The following is a 16,396-nucleotide window of genomic DNA, read 5'->3' as shown; positions in this document are numbered from 1 at the left end:
GCCAGCGACAACATCATCACCGGCGGTTCGGGCAACGACACGCTGTATGGCGGCGCGGGCGCCGACCAGTTCATCGGCGGCGCCGGTTATGACACGGCGGGCTACACCGACAGTACCGTGGCAGTGACCATCAACCTGAAGAGCGGCGTGCACTCCGGGATCGGGGCAGGTGACACCTTCACCGACATCGAAGCGATCAAGGGGTCGAGCTATAACGACATTTTCTATGGTGGTTCCACCGCCATGGGCCTGGACGGTGCCGTTGGGCAGGACCTGGTCAGTTACGAGCTTTCGGACGCCGCGGTGACCATTGACCTGACCACCAATGCCAACGCCGGTGATGCCGCGGGCGACACCTTCACCAACATTGAGTTCTTCCAGGGCAGCAACTTTGATGACACGTTGTCGGGTTCGCGGTTCGGTGACGTCTTTATCGGTGGTGCAGGTGCGGATGTGATTGACGGCCGCGACGGTCAGGACAGCGCCATGTACATCACCAGTGCCACCGCCGTGAACATCAACCTGTTGACGGGCGTCAATCAGGGTGGCGATGCGCAAGGCGATGTATTGCTCAACATCGAGCGCGTAGTGGGCAGTCACTTCGATGACACCCTGACCGGTGATGCCAGCGTCAACTACCTTGAAGGCGGGTTGGGTAACGACGTCATCTACGGTGGCGACGGCAACGACTACCTCTATGGCGGGCTGGTGTCCCCGATCGGGCCATTCACGCTGGATGGTCTGATCAATGGGCCGCAGGCTGACACCTTGTATGGCGGCAATGGCAACGACACCATCGTCACCGCTGCCAACGACGAGGGCAGCCAGGCTTATGGTGAAGCGGGAGGCGACGTCATCACGGTGGTTCACGGCATGGCCGACGGTGGTGACGGCAATGATTTGTTGACCGGCACGGGCTTGGGCTTTTCGCTGTTTGGTGGTGTGGGTGATGACAAAATGGTGCTGCAAGCCAGCGGGTCCGCCTTTGGTGGCGAGGGTGACGATACCTACAACGTCAACACCTCGGCATTGGTGACGATCCAGGACGATGGTGTCAGCGGCTCCGACAAAATAGTGCTGTCGTACATCAGTAGTGCCGAACTGCTGGTTGATCGTGTCGGTAATGATCTCTACCTGCACAGATCAAGTGTTAGTCCAGGAGAGGTTCCGCAGGAAGGTGTACAGCTCAAGGACTGGTTTGCCGGTTCCGATACCATCGAGCAAATCCAGACGGCAGACGGACAGCTCTTCAGCTTGCCGGCCAACAGTGATGGGTTTGCCATGTTCGGCTGATACCTGAATCAGGCGCCTTCTCTCCTGCAACGGGATTGAAGGTGTCCGCTTTACGCTTGGGGGGCGAACCCGGTCTGCATGTCCGGATTCGTCCCTTTTTTGTGTCTTCTATCTGGACTCATGAGCTGGCGCGTTTCCTGCAAGTCCCCCTCATATCGCCATAAAACGAGCGCTTGCGGCCGGTACGCAGCGTCTGACACGGCAGAGCGTTTTAGCCAGACAGCCCGCAAAAGCCTGAAATAGCTTGGCCGAGCTCTGTGAAGAACAAGAGGGGAGACGATGAAGGCAGTAATTCTGGCGGGTGGCCTGGGCACGCGCATCAGCGAAGAGTCGCACCTCAAGCCCAAGCCGATGATCGAGATCGGCGGCAAGCCAATTCTTTGGCACATCATGAAACAGTACTCCGCCCACGGGATTCATGACTTCGTGATCTGCCTTGGCTACAAGGGCTATGCGATCAAGGACTTCTTCGCCAATTACTTCCTGCACACCTCCGATGTCACCTTCGACATGCGCAACAACCGCATGGACGTACACCAGAACTACAGCGAACCGTGGAGCGTCACGCTCATCGACACCGGCGAGGAAACCATGACCGGTGGCCGCTTGTTGCGCGCCGGCCGTTACCTCAAGGACGAAGAGGCGTTCTGCTTCACCTACGGCGACGGCGTCTCCGATATCAATATCCGTCAACTGGTGGACTACCACAGCGCCCACGGTCGTCTGGCGACCGTCACCGCCGTACAACCGCCGGGCCGTTACGGTGCCCTGGAGCGTCACGGCGATCAGGTGCTTGGTTTCACCGAAAAGCCCCGTGGCGACGGTGGCTGGATCAATGGCGGTTTCTTTGTGCTTTCGCCGAAAGTGCTGTCATACATCTGCGGTGACGAAACCACTTGGGAAGCCGAGCCCTTGGCGCGTCTGGCCCAGGATGAACAGTTGAAGGCCTTCGAGCACGAAGGTTTCTGGCATCCGATGGACACCCTGCGCGACAAGAACCACCTCGAAGCGTTGTGGCAGAGCGGGGAGGCCCCATGGAAGCAATGGGACTGAGCTCGCAATTCTGGCGCGGCAAACGTGTTTTGCTGACCGGCCACACCGGTTTCAAAGGCAGCTGGTTGACGTTGTGGCTGCAAAGCCTCGGTGCCGAGGTCAGCGGGTTTTCGCTTGATCCGTCCACCGAGCCGAGCCTGTTCGAACTGGCCCGCGTGCACGAGGGCATCAATGATCAGCGCGGTGACCTGCGTGATCTCGGTGCCTTACTGGAATTGATCGCCGAAACCCAGCCGCAAATCGTTCTGCACCTGGCGGCTCAACCGCTGGTGCGCGAAGGCTATCGCGATCCGCTTGGCACCTATTCCAGCAACGTCATGGGCACGCTCAATCTGCTTGAAGCGATCCGCCAGGTCGGCGGCGTGCGTGCCTGTGTGCTGGTGACCACTGACAAGGTCTACGCCAACAAGGAATGGCTGTGGCCGTACCGCGAGAACGAAGCCCTCGGCGGCCATGATCCTTACAGCAGCAGCAAGGCTTGCTGCGAATTGTTGGCGCAGTCTTACGCCGCATCGTTTTTCCCGGCCGACAAGTACGCCGAGCATGGCTTGGCGTTGGCCACCGCGCGTGCCGGCAACGTGCTGGGCGGTGGCGACTTTGCGCCTGAGCGCCTGATTCCCGATGTGCTCAAAGCCTGGTCGGCGGATGAGCCGGTGACATTACGCTACCCGCAGGCAGTACGCCCATGGCAGCACGCGCTTGAACCATTGGCCGGTTATCTGCAATTGGCCGCCGGCCTCTACGAGCAAGGCCCGGAGTTTGCCGGTGCGTGGAACTTTGGCCCGAGTGAAGCGGACATGTGCAGCGTCGGTGAAGTGGTCGAGTTGCTCGCCAGCCGCTGGCCGCAAGCGCGTGGCTTGCGCATCGAACCGACTGATTTGCATGAGGCCGGTCTGCTGCGCCTGGACAGCAGTCGCGCCCGTCAACTGTTGGCCTGGCAACCGCGCTGGTCGTTACAGCAGTGCCTGACCCAGACCCTCGATTGGCACCTGGCATGGCAGAACGGCGATGACATCCGTGAAGTCACCCTGAACCAGTTGAACCTGTACCGAGGCGCGCTGTGAGCGAATTCCTGTTGAAAGCCTTGCCGCTGGCCGGTCTGTTCAGTGTCCAGCACAAACGCTTCGAAGATGATCGCGGGCACTTCGCTCGGCTGTTTTGCGAAGGCAGCCTGAGCGCCTTCGGCCAGACGTTTCATATCCGCCAGATCAATCATTCCTGCACTCGCGAGCGGGGCAGTGTGCGCGGCCTGCATTATCAAAATTCCAATGCGCCGGAAGCCAAGTTGATTACCTGCCTGCGTGGCGAGGTCTGGGATGTGGCGGTGGACTTGCGCCCTGACTCCGAAACTTTTCTGCACTGGCACGCCGAACACCTGCAGGCCGGCGACGGTCGCAGTTTGCTGATCCCGGCCGGGTTCGCCCATGGTTTCCAGACCCTCACCGACGACGCCGAATTGCTCTACCTGCACAGCAACGATTACGCGCCTGCACATGAGGGCGGTTTGAGCGTGAACGATCCACGGCTGGCCATCGCCTGGCCGTTGCCTGTCAATAATCTGTCGGCCAGGGATTCCAGCCATCCCTTGCTCGATGAACACTTCGCTGGAGTGCGTCTATGAATTGCCGTGGTTGCGCTGCACCGCTGAGCCTGCCGCTGATCGATCTCGGGACCTCGCCGCCGTCCAATGCCTACGTGCATGCGGATCGCCTGGAACAAGCCGAGCAATGGGTGCCGCTGAAGGTCGCGGTGTGTCAGCAGTGCTGGCTGGTGCAGACCGAGGATTACACCAGCGCCGACAGTCTGTTTGATGCCGAGTATGCGTATTTCAGTTCGTTCTCCAGCACCTGGCTGGCCCACGCCGAGCGCTATGTCGCCGAGATGGTCGAACGCTTCGGCCTGACCGCCGACAGCCGCGTGGTGGAAATCGCCGCCAATGATGGTTACCTGTTGCAGTACGTGGCGGGGCGCGGCATCCCTTGTCTGGGCGTTGAGCCAACCCGCAGCACCGCGCAGGCGGCGCGGGAAAAAGGCCTGCAGATTCGTGAACTGTTTTTCGGTCGCGACACCGCTGCGCAGCTGAAAAATGAAGGCTGGGCCGCTGACCTGATGGCTGCCAACAACGTGCTCGCCCATGTGCCGGACATCAATGATTTCCTCGGTGGTTTCGCCACCTTGCTCAAGCCGACAGGCGTGGCGACGTTCGAGTTTCCGCAACTGCTGACGCTGATGGCGGGGCAGCAGTTCGACACGCTGTATCACGAGCACTATTCCTATCTGTCCCTGACCGCCGTGCAGACTCTGTGCGAGCGCAATGGGCTGGAGGTGTTCGACGTCAGCCAGCTGACGACTCATGGCGGATCGCTGCGGGTGTTCGTGCAGCGCAAGGACGGTGAACGCCGCGCCGTCCAACCAACTGTGCAACATCAGTTGCAGGCTGAACTGGACGCCGGGGTAAAGACGCCCGAGTACTACGCGACCCTGGCGCTAGCGGCTGAACGTATCAAGCACGAACTGCTGCGTTTCCTGCTGCAGGCCAAGGCCGACGGCAAGCGCGTGGTCGGTTATGGCGCGGCGGCCAAGGGCAACACCTTGCTCAACTACGCCGGGGTCAAACCGGACCTGCTGGCCTGGGTGGCCGACGCCAACCCGCACAAACAGGGCAAGTACTTGCCGGGCAGTCGCATTCCGATCGTTTCGCCAGCGCAGATCGATCTGGAAAAACCGGATTACATTCTCGTGTTGCCATGGAACCTGTTGCACGAAGTCAGTCAGCAACTGGCGCAGGTGCGTCAGTGGGACGGCCGTTTCGTGATCGCCGTGCCCGAGTTGACCGTACTGTGAAAGTGCTGGTGACCGGTGCCACCGGGTTCGTCGGCCGACATCTGGTCGCAGCCTTGCTCGCCCGTGGCTGCGAGGTGCGGGCGGTGGCACGCAATGCCGAGACCGCAGCGCAACTGCCGTGGATCAACGCCGTGGAATTCGTGGCAGCGGATATTCATGCCGCCAACCTGGACTCCGCTGCACTCACCGATGGCGTCGATGCCTTGGCGCATCTCGCCTGGCCAGGCTTGCCGAACTATCAGGCGCTGTTTCACTTCGAGCACAACCTGATGGCCGATTACCGATTCATCAAGGGCGCGGTCGCGGCGGGCGTTTCGCAGGTGTTGGTGACGGGCACCTGTTTTGAATATGGCCTGCAAAGCGGACCGCTCAGCGAGCAGACCGAGGCGCGGCCGAGTAACCCTTACGGGTTGGCGAAGAACACGCTACGGCTGTTCCTCGAAAATTTGCAGCGGGTTCAACCGTTCACCCTGCAATGGGCGCGGCTGTTTTACCTGCACGGGGAAGGGCAGAACCCTAACAGTTTATTGGCTGCGCTGGACCGGGCAATCGAGGCTGGGGACCACAGCTTCAACATGTCGGCCGGCGAACAGCTGCGCGATTACCTGTCGATTGAAACAGCGGCCGGTTACCTCGCCGCGATCCTGCAACAACGCGAATTTGATGGCGTGATCAATTGTTCCAGTGGCCAGCCGGTATCGGTCAGGGCGCTGGTCGAGCAGCGCTTGCGGGAGCGTGGCGCGTCGATCCGTTTGAACCTGGGCCATTACCCATACCCGACCCATGAACCGATGGCGTTCTGGGGCGTGGCGGACCGTTTGCAACAGCTACTGGGAGCAGAGCATGAGGCATGAGTTGTATCGGGTCGCCGACCTGCCGGTGTTGCAGAACCGTACCTTTGCCGATGCGCAATCAGCGAAAGCTTCGGCCTGTGCCGACATGGTGTTGGTGCAAGACGAGACGAGCGGGCTGATCTTCAATCAGGCCTTCGATGCCGACAAGCTCACTTATGACGCCGACTATCAGAACGAGCAGGCGCATTCCGGCCAGTTCCAGAAGCACCTGAACGATGTCGAAGGAATCATTGCTCGCCACTTCAAGGGTCAGGAGCTGATCGAAGTCGGCTGCGGCAAAGGCTACTTTCTTGAACTGCTCAAAGGCCTGGGTTACGCCATCACCGGCATTGATCCGGCCTACGAAGGCGACAACTGCGATGTGATCAAAGCACCGTTCACTCGTGGCCTGGGCCTGTCGGCGGACGCCATCGTGCTGCGGCATGTGCTGGAACATATCCAGGACCCGGTGAGTTTTCTCGCCGAGATGGCCGGGGCCAATCAGGGCGGGCAGATCTACATCGAAGTGCCGTGCCTGGACTGGATTCTTGAGCACCGCGCCTGGTTCGACCTGTTCTATGAACACGTCAATTATTTCCGCCTCGATGACCTGCGCCGGATGTTCGGCACGGTGCACGAGGCCGGTCACCTGTTCGGTGGCCAGTATCTGTACATCGTCGCCGACCTGTCCACGTTGCGCCTGACCCCGGAACAACCGGTGCCGCGCCTGACGCTGCCGGAAGATTTCACCGCCAGCCTCGACCGCGCCGTGCAGATCATCCAGGCCGCGCCCGAGCAGGGTTCGGCGATCTGGGGCGCCTCGTCCAAAGGCGTGATTTATTCGCTGTTCCTGCAACGAGCGGGCGTGGCGGTGGATCGCGTGGTGGATATCAACCCGGCCAAACAGGGCCGATATCTGCCCCTGAGCGGCGCGCGGGTGTCCTCGCCGCAAGAGGCCATGGACGCTCTGCCCGAAGGCGCCAACCTGTTTGTGATGAACTCCAACTACCTCGAAGAAATCAAGCGGATGACCGGTGGGCGTTACGTCTATCACGCCGTCGACAGCGCTTCGTTCCAGTGACTATTGAGATTCTAAAATGACCGATAACACCATCAATAAAGCCTTCGAAGCTGAATGCCAGGCAGAAATCGCCCGCCAAGGCGATGACCAGAAACTCACCGGCCTGGCCCAGGATTTCTTCAACGAATCGGCCAAGCACAAATACAGCTACCACTTCTCGTGGATGGGCCGTCCGATCATCCAGCTGCCGCAAGACATGATGGCGATGCAAGAGATCATCTGGCAGGTCAAACCGGATCTGGTCATCGAGTGCGGCATTGCCCACGGCGGCTCGATCATCTACTACGCATCGTTGCTGGAGCTGCAAGGCCACGGCGAAGTGCTGGGCATCGACCTCGACATTCGCCCGCACAACCGTGAAGCCATCGAAAGCCACCCGATGAGCAAGCGTATTTCGATGATCGAAGGTTCGAGCATTGATCCTGCGATCGCCGCACAAGTGCGCGCTGCCGCCGAAGGCAAGAAAGTCATCCTGGTGCTGGATTCCAACCACACCCACGATCACGTGCTCGAAGAGCTGCGTCTGTATGCGCCATTGGTTTCGGTGGACAGCTACTGCGTGGTGATGGACACCGTGGTCGAAGACATGCCGGCCGACTTCTTTCCGGATCGTCCATGGGGCCCGGGCGACAACCCGAAGACTGCGGTATGGAAGTACCTGGAAGAGAACAAGGACTTCGAAATTGACCAGCAACTGCAAAACAAGCTGCTGATCACCGTAGCGCCGGACGGCTATCTGCGTCGCGTTCGTTAATCAAAAGTGGTTTCAGGTTCTTGGCGATTGGCCGGTTGTGGGGATAGAAAGATGCAGGTTCAAAGCAGCACTCAAACCAACGTGACACCGCTGAACGAGCTGTTCACGGTGGTTTTAATCACCCACAACCGCAGTGCGTTCCTGCGACGCGCCTTGCAGTACTACAGCAGTTACTCCGCCAAGGTGTTGGTGCTGGATTCATCCGTGCAGGGCGACGAACGCATCGTGGACGATTTTCCGTCGGTCGACTATCGCCATTTGCCGCAGTTCACCTATACGGGGTTTCAGCAAAAGCTTGCGTACGGCGCAAGCCAGGTCACCACGCCCTACATGGTGCTGGCCGCCGACGATGACTTCCTGCTGCACGATGCACTGACCGAATCGGTGAACTTCCTCCAGGCCAACCCCGATTACGGTATGTGTCACGGCTACTGCCTGATGTACCTGACGCACTCCAACTATGTGCAGTACTACCGTCGCGACAAGAAGGTAAAAGAGGATTACAGCGCCGAGCGCGCGCAGGATCGTGTGCTCGACTACATGGGCCAGTACATTCCGCCGTTCTATGCGGTGCACCGTACTTCGCTGTTGCAGGACTGGTACGCGGCCATGCCGGAGGGCACGATTTTCGAGTGGCAGGAAATCGGCCATGTGTATTACATGCTCGCGCGGGCCAAGGCGCGGATTCTGCCGATGCCATATGTGGTGCGGGAGGTCAACTACGGCCGTTCGGATCACAATACCGAGATCATTCATGTCCTGAGTTTCAAAGACGCCCGCTCAGTCGCCGAGCGTGAGCGTTTTGCCGGTTTCCTCGCCACGCTGCCGACCGGCATCAGTGGCCTGAATCAAATGCAGACCGCCGAGTTCGCCCTGCAAAGTTTTCAGGCGCTGGCCGACAGCCTGGCCGCGCGCAATGCCTTGACGATCGAGCCGATCTTCGAGTCCTACTGGAAAGACCCTACCATCGGCCCGAAACGCGCATTCGGGCCTCAGCAGTATGTCGAGATGCCGTTCTACAACCAGGCGTTTTTCGATCAACTGACCGAGTGCGAATTCCTGCTCCATGCGATGCCGGCCGGACGCTTGCAGCTGGAAGAAATGGAAGGTGCGTTACTGCAGCAGCATACGTTGCAGCGCACCTATTCCAATGACACGCCCGAGACAATTCAGAACCGTTTGCTGCATGCCGTGCAGTTGGGCGCTTTCAACCGTAGGGTCGTGCAAAAACTGGTGCAGCAGCTGCTGGACATGGGCGAGAGCGCCGATGCAAAAATTTTGACGAATTGGATTGCGCGCCTGGACAGCATAGCGACCTACGACAGCCGTCAGTTGCTGGACAGTATGCCCTCTGGCCGCCTGTTGAACTGGTTGCAGGCACGCCAGCCGAACGACACCGCGGTACGGAAAATCAATCAACACCTGGCGGCCAACGAGGGTGGGCCTCAGTTCGGCATTCTGTTGCTGGACCTTGAAGCCGACATGGACAAGTTGCAGGTCACCTTCGACAGTCTGATGGAAAGCGCTTTCCGCGCCTTCAAGGTGGTGGTCTTCACCACCGGTGATTTGCCCGACGTCACCACCGAACAAAATACCGTGCATTTTGTAAAGGTCAGCGCCAGCAACTACGTCGATAAACTGAACCAGATTGCCCAGCGCTCGACCTCGGACTGGCTGCTGTTGGCCGAGGCCGGTGATGAGTTCACCGCTGCTGGCTTGTTGCGTGCCAGCCTTGAGTTGCAGAACGCCGAAGGTTGCCGTGCGGTGTCGATGGATGAGATTCATCGCCGTAGTAACGGCACATTGACCGAGGTTTTCCGCCCAGCCTTCAACCTCGACCTGCTGCAAAGTCTGCCGACGTTGACCGCCCGGCATTGGCTGATCCGACGCGAGGTGCTGGTGGATGTCGGTGGTTATGCCCGCGAGTTCAGCGATGCACTGGAATTCGACCTGCTGCTGCGTCTGATCGAAACTGGCGGGCTGGCGGGTCTGGCGCATTTGGCCGAGCCATTGCTTATCACCCCGGCAGTGGAGCTGGCACCGAACGAGCACCAACGTCAGACCCTGGTACGCCATCTGGCAACCCGTGGCTATCAGGCTCAGGTGAGTGCGGAGGCATTGGGTGGCTTGCGGGTCGACTACCGCCACGCCGCGCGTCCGAAGGTGTCGATCATCGTGCGCAGCGAAGGCAATCAGGAGCAATTGCAGCGCTGCCTGGTGAGCGTATTGCAGCGCACGCGCTATCAGAACAACGAAATTATCATCGCCGACAATCACAGTCAGTCGGCCGATCTGCTGACGTGGCTCGACAGTCTGGAGCAAAACGGTCGCGGGCGGATTCGCCTGATCAAGAACGAGCAGCGCATGAGCCCGTCTGCACTGCTCAACCAGGCCGTTGCGCAGGCGCAAGGTGAGTACCTGATACTGCTCGCGGCGGACGCCGAGGTGGTCAATGCCAATTGGATCGAAGCTTTGCTCAACCAGGCCCAGCGTCCTGAAGTGGGTGTGGTGGGTGCCAAACTGGTTGATCGCGAGGGCAGCGTGACCGGCGCCGGTCTGATTCTGGGGCTGAACGATGGCGTGGCTTCTGCGTTCATCGGCGAGAAAAAAGACGCACCGGGTTATATGCATCGGCTGCTGGTCGAGCAGAATTATTCGGCGGTTTCCGACGCTTGTCTGATGGTGCGCAAAGAGGTGTTCGACGCACTGGGCGGGCTGGATGAAGAGCATTTCGAGCAAGCGTATGCCGATGTCGACTTTTGCCTGAAAGTCGCCGATGCCGGGTTGTTGACTGTATGGACGCCGCAAGTGCAAATCGCCCACCCCGGCACGTTGCCGGATGACCCGCAGGCGGCAGCCGCTCTGCGCGACAAGTGGCAGGCCCGCTTCGAACACGACTCGGCCTACAACCAGAACCTGGCCTTGACCGGCAAGGGCTTTACTCTCAGCGAACCGACCAGCGTGAACTGGGCGCAGTTGCTCGCATAAGCCTGGCTGACAGGTAAAAGGACTCAAGGCATGTTCAACGGTAAATCGATTTTCATCTCTGGCGGCACCGGCTCGTTCGGGCGCAATTTCATCCGCCGGTTGCTGGAGCAATACCAGCCCAAGCGGGTGGTGGTGTTCTCCCGCGATGAGCTCAAGCAGTATGAGATGCAGCAGACGTTCAACGCGCCGTGCATGCGTTACTTCATTGGTGATGTGCGCGATGCCGAGCGTTTGCGTCAGGCCATGCGCGGTATCGATTACGTGGTGCATGCCGCGGCCCTGAAGCAAGTGCCGGCGGCGGAATACAACCCCACTGAATGCATTCGTACCAACGTCAACGGTGCGGAAAACATCATCGCCGCTGCCATCGACAACGGCGTGAAAAAGGTCGTCGCGCTGTCTACCGACAAGGCGGCCAGCCCGATCAACCTGTACGGCGCGACCAAGCTGCTGTCGGACAAACTGTTCGTGGCTGCCAACAACATTGCCGGTGAACAGCAGACCCGTTTTGCCGTGGTGCGCTACGGTAACGTCGCTGGCTCGCGGGGTTCGGTGGTGCCGTTCTTCAGCAAGCTGATTGCCGAGGGCGCCAAAGAGCTGCCGATCACCGATGAGCGCATGACGCGTTTCTGGATCACTCTCGATCACGGTGTGAAGTTTGTGCTCGACAGCTTTGCCCGCATGCACGGCGGTGAAGTGTTTGTGCCGAAGATCCCGTCGATTCGCATCGTCGATCTGGCGCAGGGCATGGCTGGACATTTGCCGCACAAAAACGTCGGCATCCGTCCGGGGGAAAAGCTCCATGAACTGATGGTGCCGCTGGACGACGCGCGCATGACCCTGGAGTTCGATGATCACTACACCATTCAGCCGTCGATTCGCTTCACCAGCGTCGACGTGGATTTTGCCGTCGACAAACTGGGCGAGCAGGGCCGGCCGGTGAGCGAAGATTTCGAGTACCGCTCCGACACCAACCCGCACTTCCTGTCGGTCGGCCAGATCGCTGATCTGCACGCGGAGTTGTCGGCATGATTCCCTACGGTCGGCAAAGCCTGGATCAGGAAGATATTGACGCGGTGGTTGCCGTGTTGCAGTCCGACTGGCTGACGCAGGGGCCGACCATCGAGCGTTTCGAACAGGCCATGGCCGAGCGTTGCCAGGCCGATTTCGCTGTGGCGGTGTGCAATGCCACGGCGGCGTTGCACATTGCCTGCCTCGCCGCCGGCCTCGGGCCGGGCGATCGGTTATGGACTACGCCGAACACCTTTTTGGCCTCGGCCAATTGCGGTCGCTATTGCGGCGCCGAGGTTGATTTTGTCGACATCGACCCGCTGACCTGGAACCTCGACGCCTACACTTTGGCGTCGAAGCTTGAGATCGCCGAGCGAGACGGCAAGCTGCCGAAAGTGCTGGTGGCGGTGGCGTTCTCCGGGCAGAGCTGTGATATGCGCATGATCGCCGAACTGGCCGAGCGCTATGGTTTTACGGTGATCGAGGACGCTTCCCACGCGGTCGGCGCATCTTATGCCGGGCGTCCGGTAGGGTGCGGCGATTTTGCGGCGATGACGGTGTTCAGTTTCCACCCGGTGAAGATCATCACCAGCGCCGAAGGCGGCATGGTCCTGACCAACCGCCCGGAACTGGCCGAGCGCTTGCAGCGCCTGCGCAGCCACGGCATGACCCGTGACCCTGCACAGATGACCGAACCCAGCCACGGTCCCTGGTACTACCAGCAAGTGGAGCTGGGTTTCAATTACCGCATCACCGACCTGCAAGCGGCCCTCGGCCTGTCGCAGCTGAACAAGCTCGATGGTTTCATCGAACGTCGGCGTGAACTGGCGGCGCGTTATGGGCGGTTGCTGGCGTACTTGCCGCTGACCTTGCCCAGTGCGCAGCCCGAGGCCGAATCGGCGTGGCATCTGTACGTGGTGCGCTTGCAGACCGACCGAATCAACCTCAGCCATCGACAGGTATTCGAAGGCTTGCGAGCGGCAGGGGTGGGCGTGAACCTGCACTATATTCCTCTGCACTTGCAGCCGTACTATCGCGACCTGGGTTTTGCCGAGGGGGATTTCCCCCAGGCCGAACGTTATTACGCCGAGGCCATCAGCCTGCCGCTGTTTCCTCTGCTAAGCGATGAACAACAGGATTATGTAGTCGAGCAATTGCGACGACTGATTCTTGAGGCATAGCGACTTGAGAAATAGCGACTGAGGAATAGTGACTTGAGGAGTACTGACTCTTGAGCAGTGTTGCGATCATTCCGGCCCGCGGGGGCAGCAAGCGAATCCCGCGCAAGAACCTCAAGCCGTTCGACGGCGTGCCGATGATCGTCCGTTCGATTCGCACGGCGCTGGAGTCGAATCTGTTCGACCAGGTGATCGTCAGTACTGACGATGAAAAAATCGCCGAGGTGGCACGGGCCAATGGGGCTCAAGTGCCGTTCATGCGGCCCGCGGCGCTTGCCGACGATTTCACCGGGACTGCAGCGGTGATCGTACATGCCTTGCAGCAATTGCCGCCGTTCGACTATGCGTGCTGCGTCTACGCGACGGCGCCCCTGTTGCAGGCGCGTTATCTGCGTCAGGGGCATGAGTTGCTGGTGCAGCATCCGGACAAGTCTTTCGCGTTTTCAGTCGCCGGTTTTGGCTTCCCGGTACAACGGGCCTTGACCCTCGACGAGCAGGGCGCCTTGACCTCGCTCTACCCGGAGTTTCTTGAGACCCGTTCCCAGGATTTGCCCGAAGCTTTTCAGGACGCCGGCCAGTTCTATTGGGGGCGTAGCGAAGCCTGGTTGCGTGGCGATGTGCTGTTCTCGCCGGCAAGCCTGCCGGTGATTCTGCCGCGGCATCTGGTGCAGGACATTGACACCCTCGAAGACTGGAAACGCGCCGAATACCTCTACATCGCCTTGAAGGCGGGGGGAGAGCTGCAATGAGAGTGCTGATCCGCGCCGACGCGTCGCCGACCATTGGCAGTGGCCACATCGCCCGTTGCCTGACCCTGGCCAGGGTATTGCGCAAGCAGGGCACGCATGTTGCCTTCGCGTGTCGTCAGTTGCCGGGGCATCGGCTGGACAGTCTGCAGGCTGAGGATTTCGAGACTTTCGCGCTGCCGGAGCGCTACCCCGATGAAGACCCACAGCAGGCCATCGAGTCGATGCTGCCGTGGCAAGCGGACATCGCTGCGCTGGGGCAAGCACTGGAAAGTCATCCGGCTTTCGACTGGATCATCGCCGACCACTACGGTCTCGATCACCATTGGCAGACCGCCGCCCGCCGCTGGGCCCCACGAATTGCGGCGGTGGACGATTTGGCCACTCGGCAATACAGCGTCGATCTGTTGCTCAATCAAAATCTGTCGGGCACGCCAGAGGCTTATGCCTCACTGCTGACGCCCGATTGCCAGACCCTGCTGGGCCCACGGTTTGCCCTGCTGCGCGATGAGTTCTGTTGCCCGGCAATCGAGATCAAACCTCGGGCCAGGCGAGTGCTGGTGAACTTCGGCGGTTTCGATGCGGCCATGCAGACCCATCACGCGATGCTGGCATTGGCGGACTTCCATGAGCTGGAAGTCGATTTCGTGGCAGGTGCCGACAACCCGGCCTGGGAGCAGATGCAGAGTCTGGTGGACTATCGTCCGAACTGGCGCCTGCACAGTTTTGTCAGCGATTTCTACCAGCTGATGACCGAGGCCGACCTGTTCATCGGTGCCGGTGGCGGTACCAGCTGGGAGCGGGCGGCCATGGGGCTGCCGACGATCTGCATTGCGGTTTCGAATAATCAGCAGGCCAACGGCGAGGTGATGGCGACCTCGGGTGCTCATGTGTTCCTGGGCAATCGCGACCGGGTCAGCGTCGAGCAGTTGCATCAGACCATCGGTTTTGTCGTGGGCAATCAGGGGATTCGTCAGAGTCTGGCTGAACGCTCGCGGCAGTTGGTCGATGGCCGTGGGGCGCAGCGGGTGGCGGCAGCGCTGGCGGGGGCGGTGTTGCAGGTTCGTCAGGCCACTCAGGATGATGCGCAATTGTTGTTCGATGGGCGCAATGCCGAAGCGGTTCGGCGCTGGTCGCTGGACACGCACGTCATCGACTGGCAACGGCATCAGGCCTGGCTGGCCGCGAGCCTGAGCAATCCGCGGCGGCTGCTGTTGATCGCCGAGGCGGATGATGGCCCGGTCGGTGTGCTGCGTTATGACCTAGACGATGCTCGCGCCGAAGTCTCGATTTATCTGTTCGAAGGCCGATTCGGCCTGGGCTGGGGCAGGGCGCTGCTGGCGCGGGGCGAAGCCTTCGTCACCGCTCATTGGTCGCGACTGGAAGCCATCACCGCTCAAGTGCTGCCGGCCAATTCAGCGTCGCTGAAAGTTTTTCGCGAGGCAGGTTTCACTCAGAGTGCTTGTGCGTTCACACGCGTTTTAAAGGATCACCCATGACCAGTTTCAAAATCGGTAACCGCACCATCGGTGCCGATGCGCCGCCGTTCATCATTGCCGAGATGAGCGGCAACCATAATCAGTCGCTGGACGTGGCGCTGCACATCGTCGAAGCCGCGGCCAAGGCCGGTGCGCACGCCTTGAAGCTGCAAACCTATACCGCCGAGACCATGACCCTGGATCTGTCCGAAGGCGAGTTCTTCATCAAGGATCCCAACAGCCTGTGGGCCGGTTCTTCGTTGTACGCGCTGTACGAGAAGGCCCATACGCCGTGGGAATGGCATGCACCGATTTTCGCCCGGGCCAAAGAGCTGGGCATGCTGGCGTTCTCCACACCGTTCGATGACACCGCGGTGGACTTCCTCGAAAGCCTCGACGTGCCGGCCTACAAGATCGCCAGTTTCGAGAACACCGACCTGCCGTTGATCCGGCGGGTCGCTGCCACCGGCAAGCCGCTGATTATCTCCACTGGCATGGCCAGCATCGCCGAACTCGACGAAACCGTGCGTGCCGCCCGTGGGGCCGGTTGCAAGGACCTGGTGTTGCTCAAGTGCACCAGCACGTACCCGGCGACGCCCGCCAACAGCAATGTGCGCACCATCCCTCATCTGCGGGAGCTGTTTGGCTGTGAAGTCGGTTTGTCCGATCATTCGATGGGCGTTGGAGTGTCCGTCGCCGCGGTAGCGCTGGGGGCGACGGTGGTGGAAAAACACTTCACCCTCGACCGTGCCGCCGGTGGCGTGGACGCCAGTTTTTCCCTGGAACCGGCTGAACTCGCCAGCCTGGTGATCGAAACCGAACGCGCCTGGCAGGCCATGGGGCAGGTGCATTACGGCGTGACCGAAGCCGAGCGCAAATCTCTGGTATACCGACGTTCGCTATACGTCACTCAGGACATGGCCGCCGGTGAGCCTTTCACCGTCGCCAATCTGCGGGCCATCCGGCCTGGCCTGGGGCTGGCCCCCAAACACGCTGAAACCCTTCTGGGCCGCCGTGCGCACCAGCCCATCAAGCGCGGAACACCGCTGGATTGGTCGTTGGTTGAATAACCGCTTGTGCGGCTGATTCGGCAAAATAGCGTGACCTGCGAGTCATAACGCGCATCTTCACTGTATT

Annotated in this window: 14 protein-coding genes; all 14 read left to right on the top strand. The window is 60.3% G+C overall.

The window, feature by feature from the left end:
* Nucleotides 1–1,293: calcium-binding protein (locus ACQKPC_RS26995; protein WP_427627586.1), on the top strand; the 1,293-nt coding region annotated here is incomplete at its 5' end.
* 279 nt (nucleotides 1,294–1,572) lie between these two features.
* A complete protein-coding gene (gene rfbF / locus ACQKPC_RS26990; protein WP_427627584.1) occupies nucleotides 1,573–2,346 on the top strand; it encodes a glucose-1-phosphate cytidylyltransferase in 774 nt (257 codons plus the stop codon).
* Nucleotides 2,328–3,410 (top strand): CDP-glucose 4,6-dehydratase, encoded by a 1,083-nt coding sequence (rfbG, locus tag ACQKPC_RS26985; protein ID WP_427627582.1) that lies wholly within the window; start codon nucleotides 2,328–2,330, stop codon nucleotides 3,408–3,410. The genes rfbF and rfbG overlap by 19 nt, the downstream gene beginning before the upstream one ends.
* Nucleotides 3,407–3,967 carry a dTDP-4-dehydrorhamnose 3,5-epimerase family protein gene (locus ACQKPC_RS26980; RefSeq protein WP_218394165.1) on the top strand — a complete coding sequence of 187 codons (561 nt, stop codon included), beginning with the start codon at nucleotides 3,407–3,409 and terminating at the stop codon, nucleotides 3,965–3,967. Before rfbG ends, ACQKPC_RS26980 begins: the two co-directional genes overlap by 4 nt.
* Nucleotides 3,964–5,190: a methyltransferase domain-containing protein gene (locus ACQKPC_RS26975; protein WP_427627579.1), complete on the top strand. Its 1,227-nt coding sequence runs from the start codon at nucleotides 3,964–3,966 to the stop codon at nucleotides 5,188–5,190. The genes ACQKPC_RS26980 and ACQKPC_RS26975 overlap by 4 nt, the downstream gene beginning before the upstream one ends.
* The gene (locus tag ACQKPC_RS26970; protein ID WP_427627590.1) at nucleotides 5,187–6,044 is read left to right on the top strand and encodes an NAD-dependent epimerase/dehydratase family protein; all 858 of its coding nucleotides are present in this window, start codon (nucleotides 5,187–5,189) and stop codon (nucleotides 6,042–6,044) included. The genes ACQKPC_RS26975 and ACQKPC_RS26970 overlap by 4 nt, the downstream gene beginning before the upstream one ends.
* Nucleotides 6,034–7,104: a class I SAM-dependent methyltransferase gene (locus tag ACQKPC_RS26965; RefSeq protein WP_427627578.1), complete on the top strand. Its 1,071-nt coding sequence runs from the start codon at nucleotides 6,034–6,036 to the stop codon at nucleotides 7,102–7,104. Before ACQKPC_RS26970 ends, ACQKPC_RS26965 begins: the two co-directional genes overlap by 11 nt.
* Nucleotides 7,105–7,120: 16 nt before the next feature.
* Complete coding sequence (locus ACQKPC_RS26960; RefSeq protein ID WP_427627576.1) at nucleotides 7,121–7,858, top strand: cephalosporin hydroxylase family protein; 738 nt, start codon at nucleotides 7,121–7,123, stop codon at nucleotides 7,856–7,858.
* A 51-nt stretch (nucleotides 7,859–7,909) separates the two neighbouring features.
* A complete protein-coding gene (locus ACQKPC_RS26955; protein ID WP_427627574.1) occupies nucleotides 7,910–10,846 on the top strand; it encodes a glycosyltransferase family 2 protein in 2,937 nt (978 codons plus the stop codon).
* Between the two features lie 30 nt (nucleotides 10,847–10,876).
* A complete protein-coding gene (pseB, locus tag ACQKPC_RS26950; RefSeq protein WP_008006616.1) occupies nucleotides 10,877–11,878 on the top strand; it encodes a UDP-N-acetylglucosamine 4,6-dehydratase (inverting) in 1,002 nt (333 codons plus the stop codon).
* Nucleotides 11,875–13,038 carry a UDP-4-amino-4,6-dideoxy-N-acetyl-beta-L-altrosamine transaminase gene (gene pseC / locus ACQKPC_RS26945; protein ID WP_427627572.1) on the top strand — a complete coding sequence of 388 codons (1,164 nt, stop codon included), beginning with the start codon at nucleotides 11,875–11,877 and terminating at the stop codon, nucleotides 13,036–13,038. The genes pseB and pseC overlap by 4 nt, the downstream gene beginning before the upstream one ends.
* Before the next feature lie 50 nt (nucleotides 13,039–13,088).
* Complete coding sequence (gene pseF / locus ACQKPC_RS26940) at nucleotides 13,089–13,784, top strand: pseudaminic acid cytidylyltransferase (protein ID WP_427627570.1); 696 nt, start codon at nucleotides 13,089–13,091, stop codon at nucleotides 13,782–13,784.
* Nucleotides 13,781–15,280: a UDP-2,4-diacetamido-2,4,6-trideoxy-beta-L-altropyranose hydrolase gene (gene pseG / locus ACQKPC_RS26935; protein ID WP_427627568.1), complete on the top strand. Its 1,500-nt coding sequence runs from the start codon at nucleotides 13,781–13,783 to the stop codon at nucleotides 15,278–15,280. Before pseF ends, pseG begins: the two co-directional genes overlap by 4 nt.
* On the top strand, nucleotides 15,277–16,329 hold the full coding sequence (gene pseI, locus ACQKPC_RS26930) for a pseudaminic acid synthase (RefSeq protein WP_427627566.1): 1,053 nt from the start codon (nucleotides 15,277–15,279) through the stop codon (nucleotides 16,327–16,329). The genes pseG and pseI overlap by 4 nt, the downstream gene beginning before the upstream one ends.
* The last annotated feature ends 67 nt before the right edge of the window (nucleotides 16,330–16,396 follow it).

Source organism: Pseudomonas sp. NPDC089918 (assembly GCF_050280605.1).
In the GTDB taxonomy this organism is placed as follows: Bacteria; Pseudomonadota; Gammaproteobacteria; order Pseudomonadales; family Pseudomonadaceae; genus Aquipseudomonas.
This window is presented reverse-complemented; position numbering and strand designations above follow the sequence as displayed.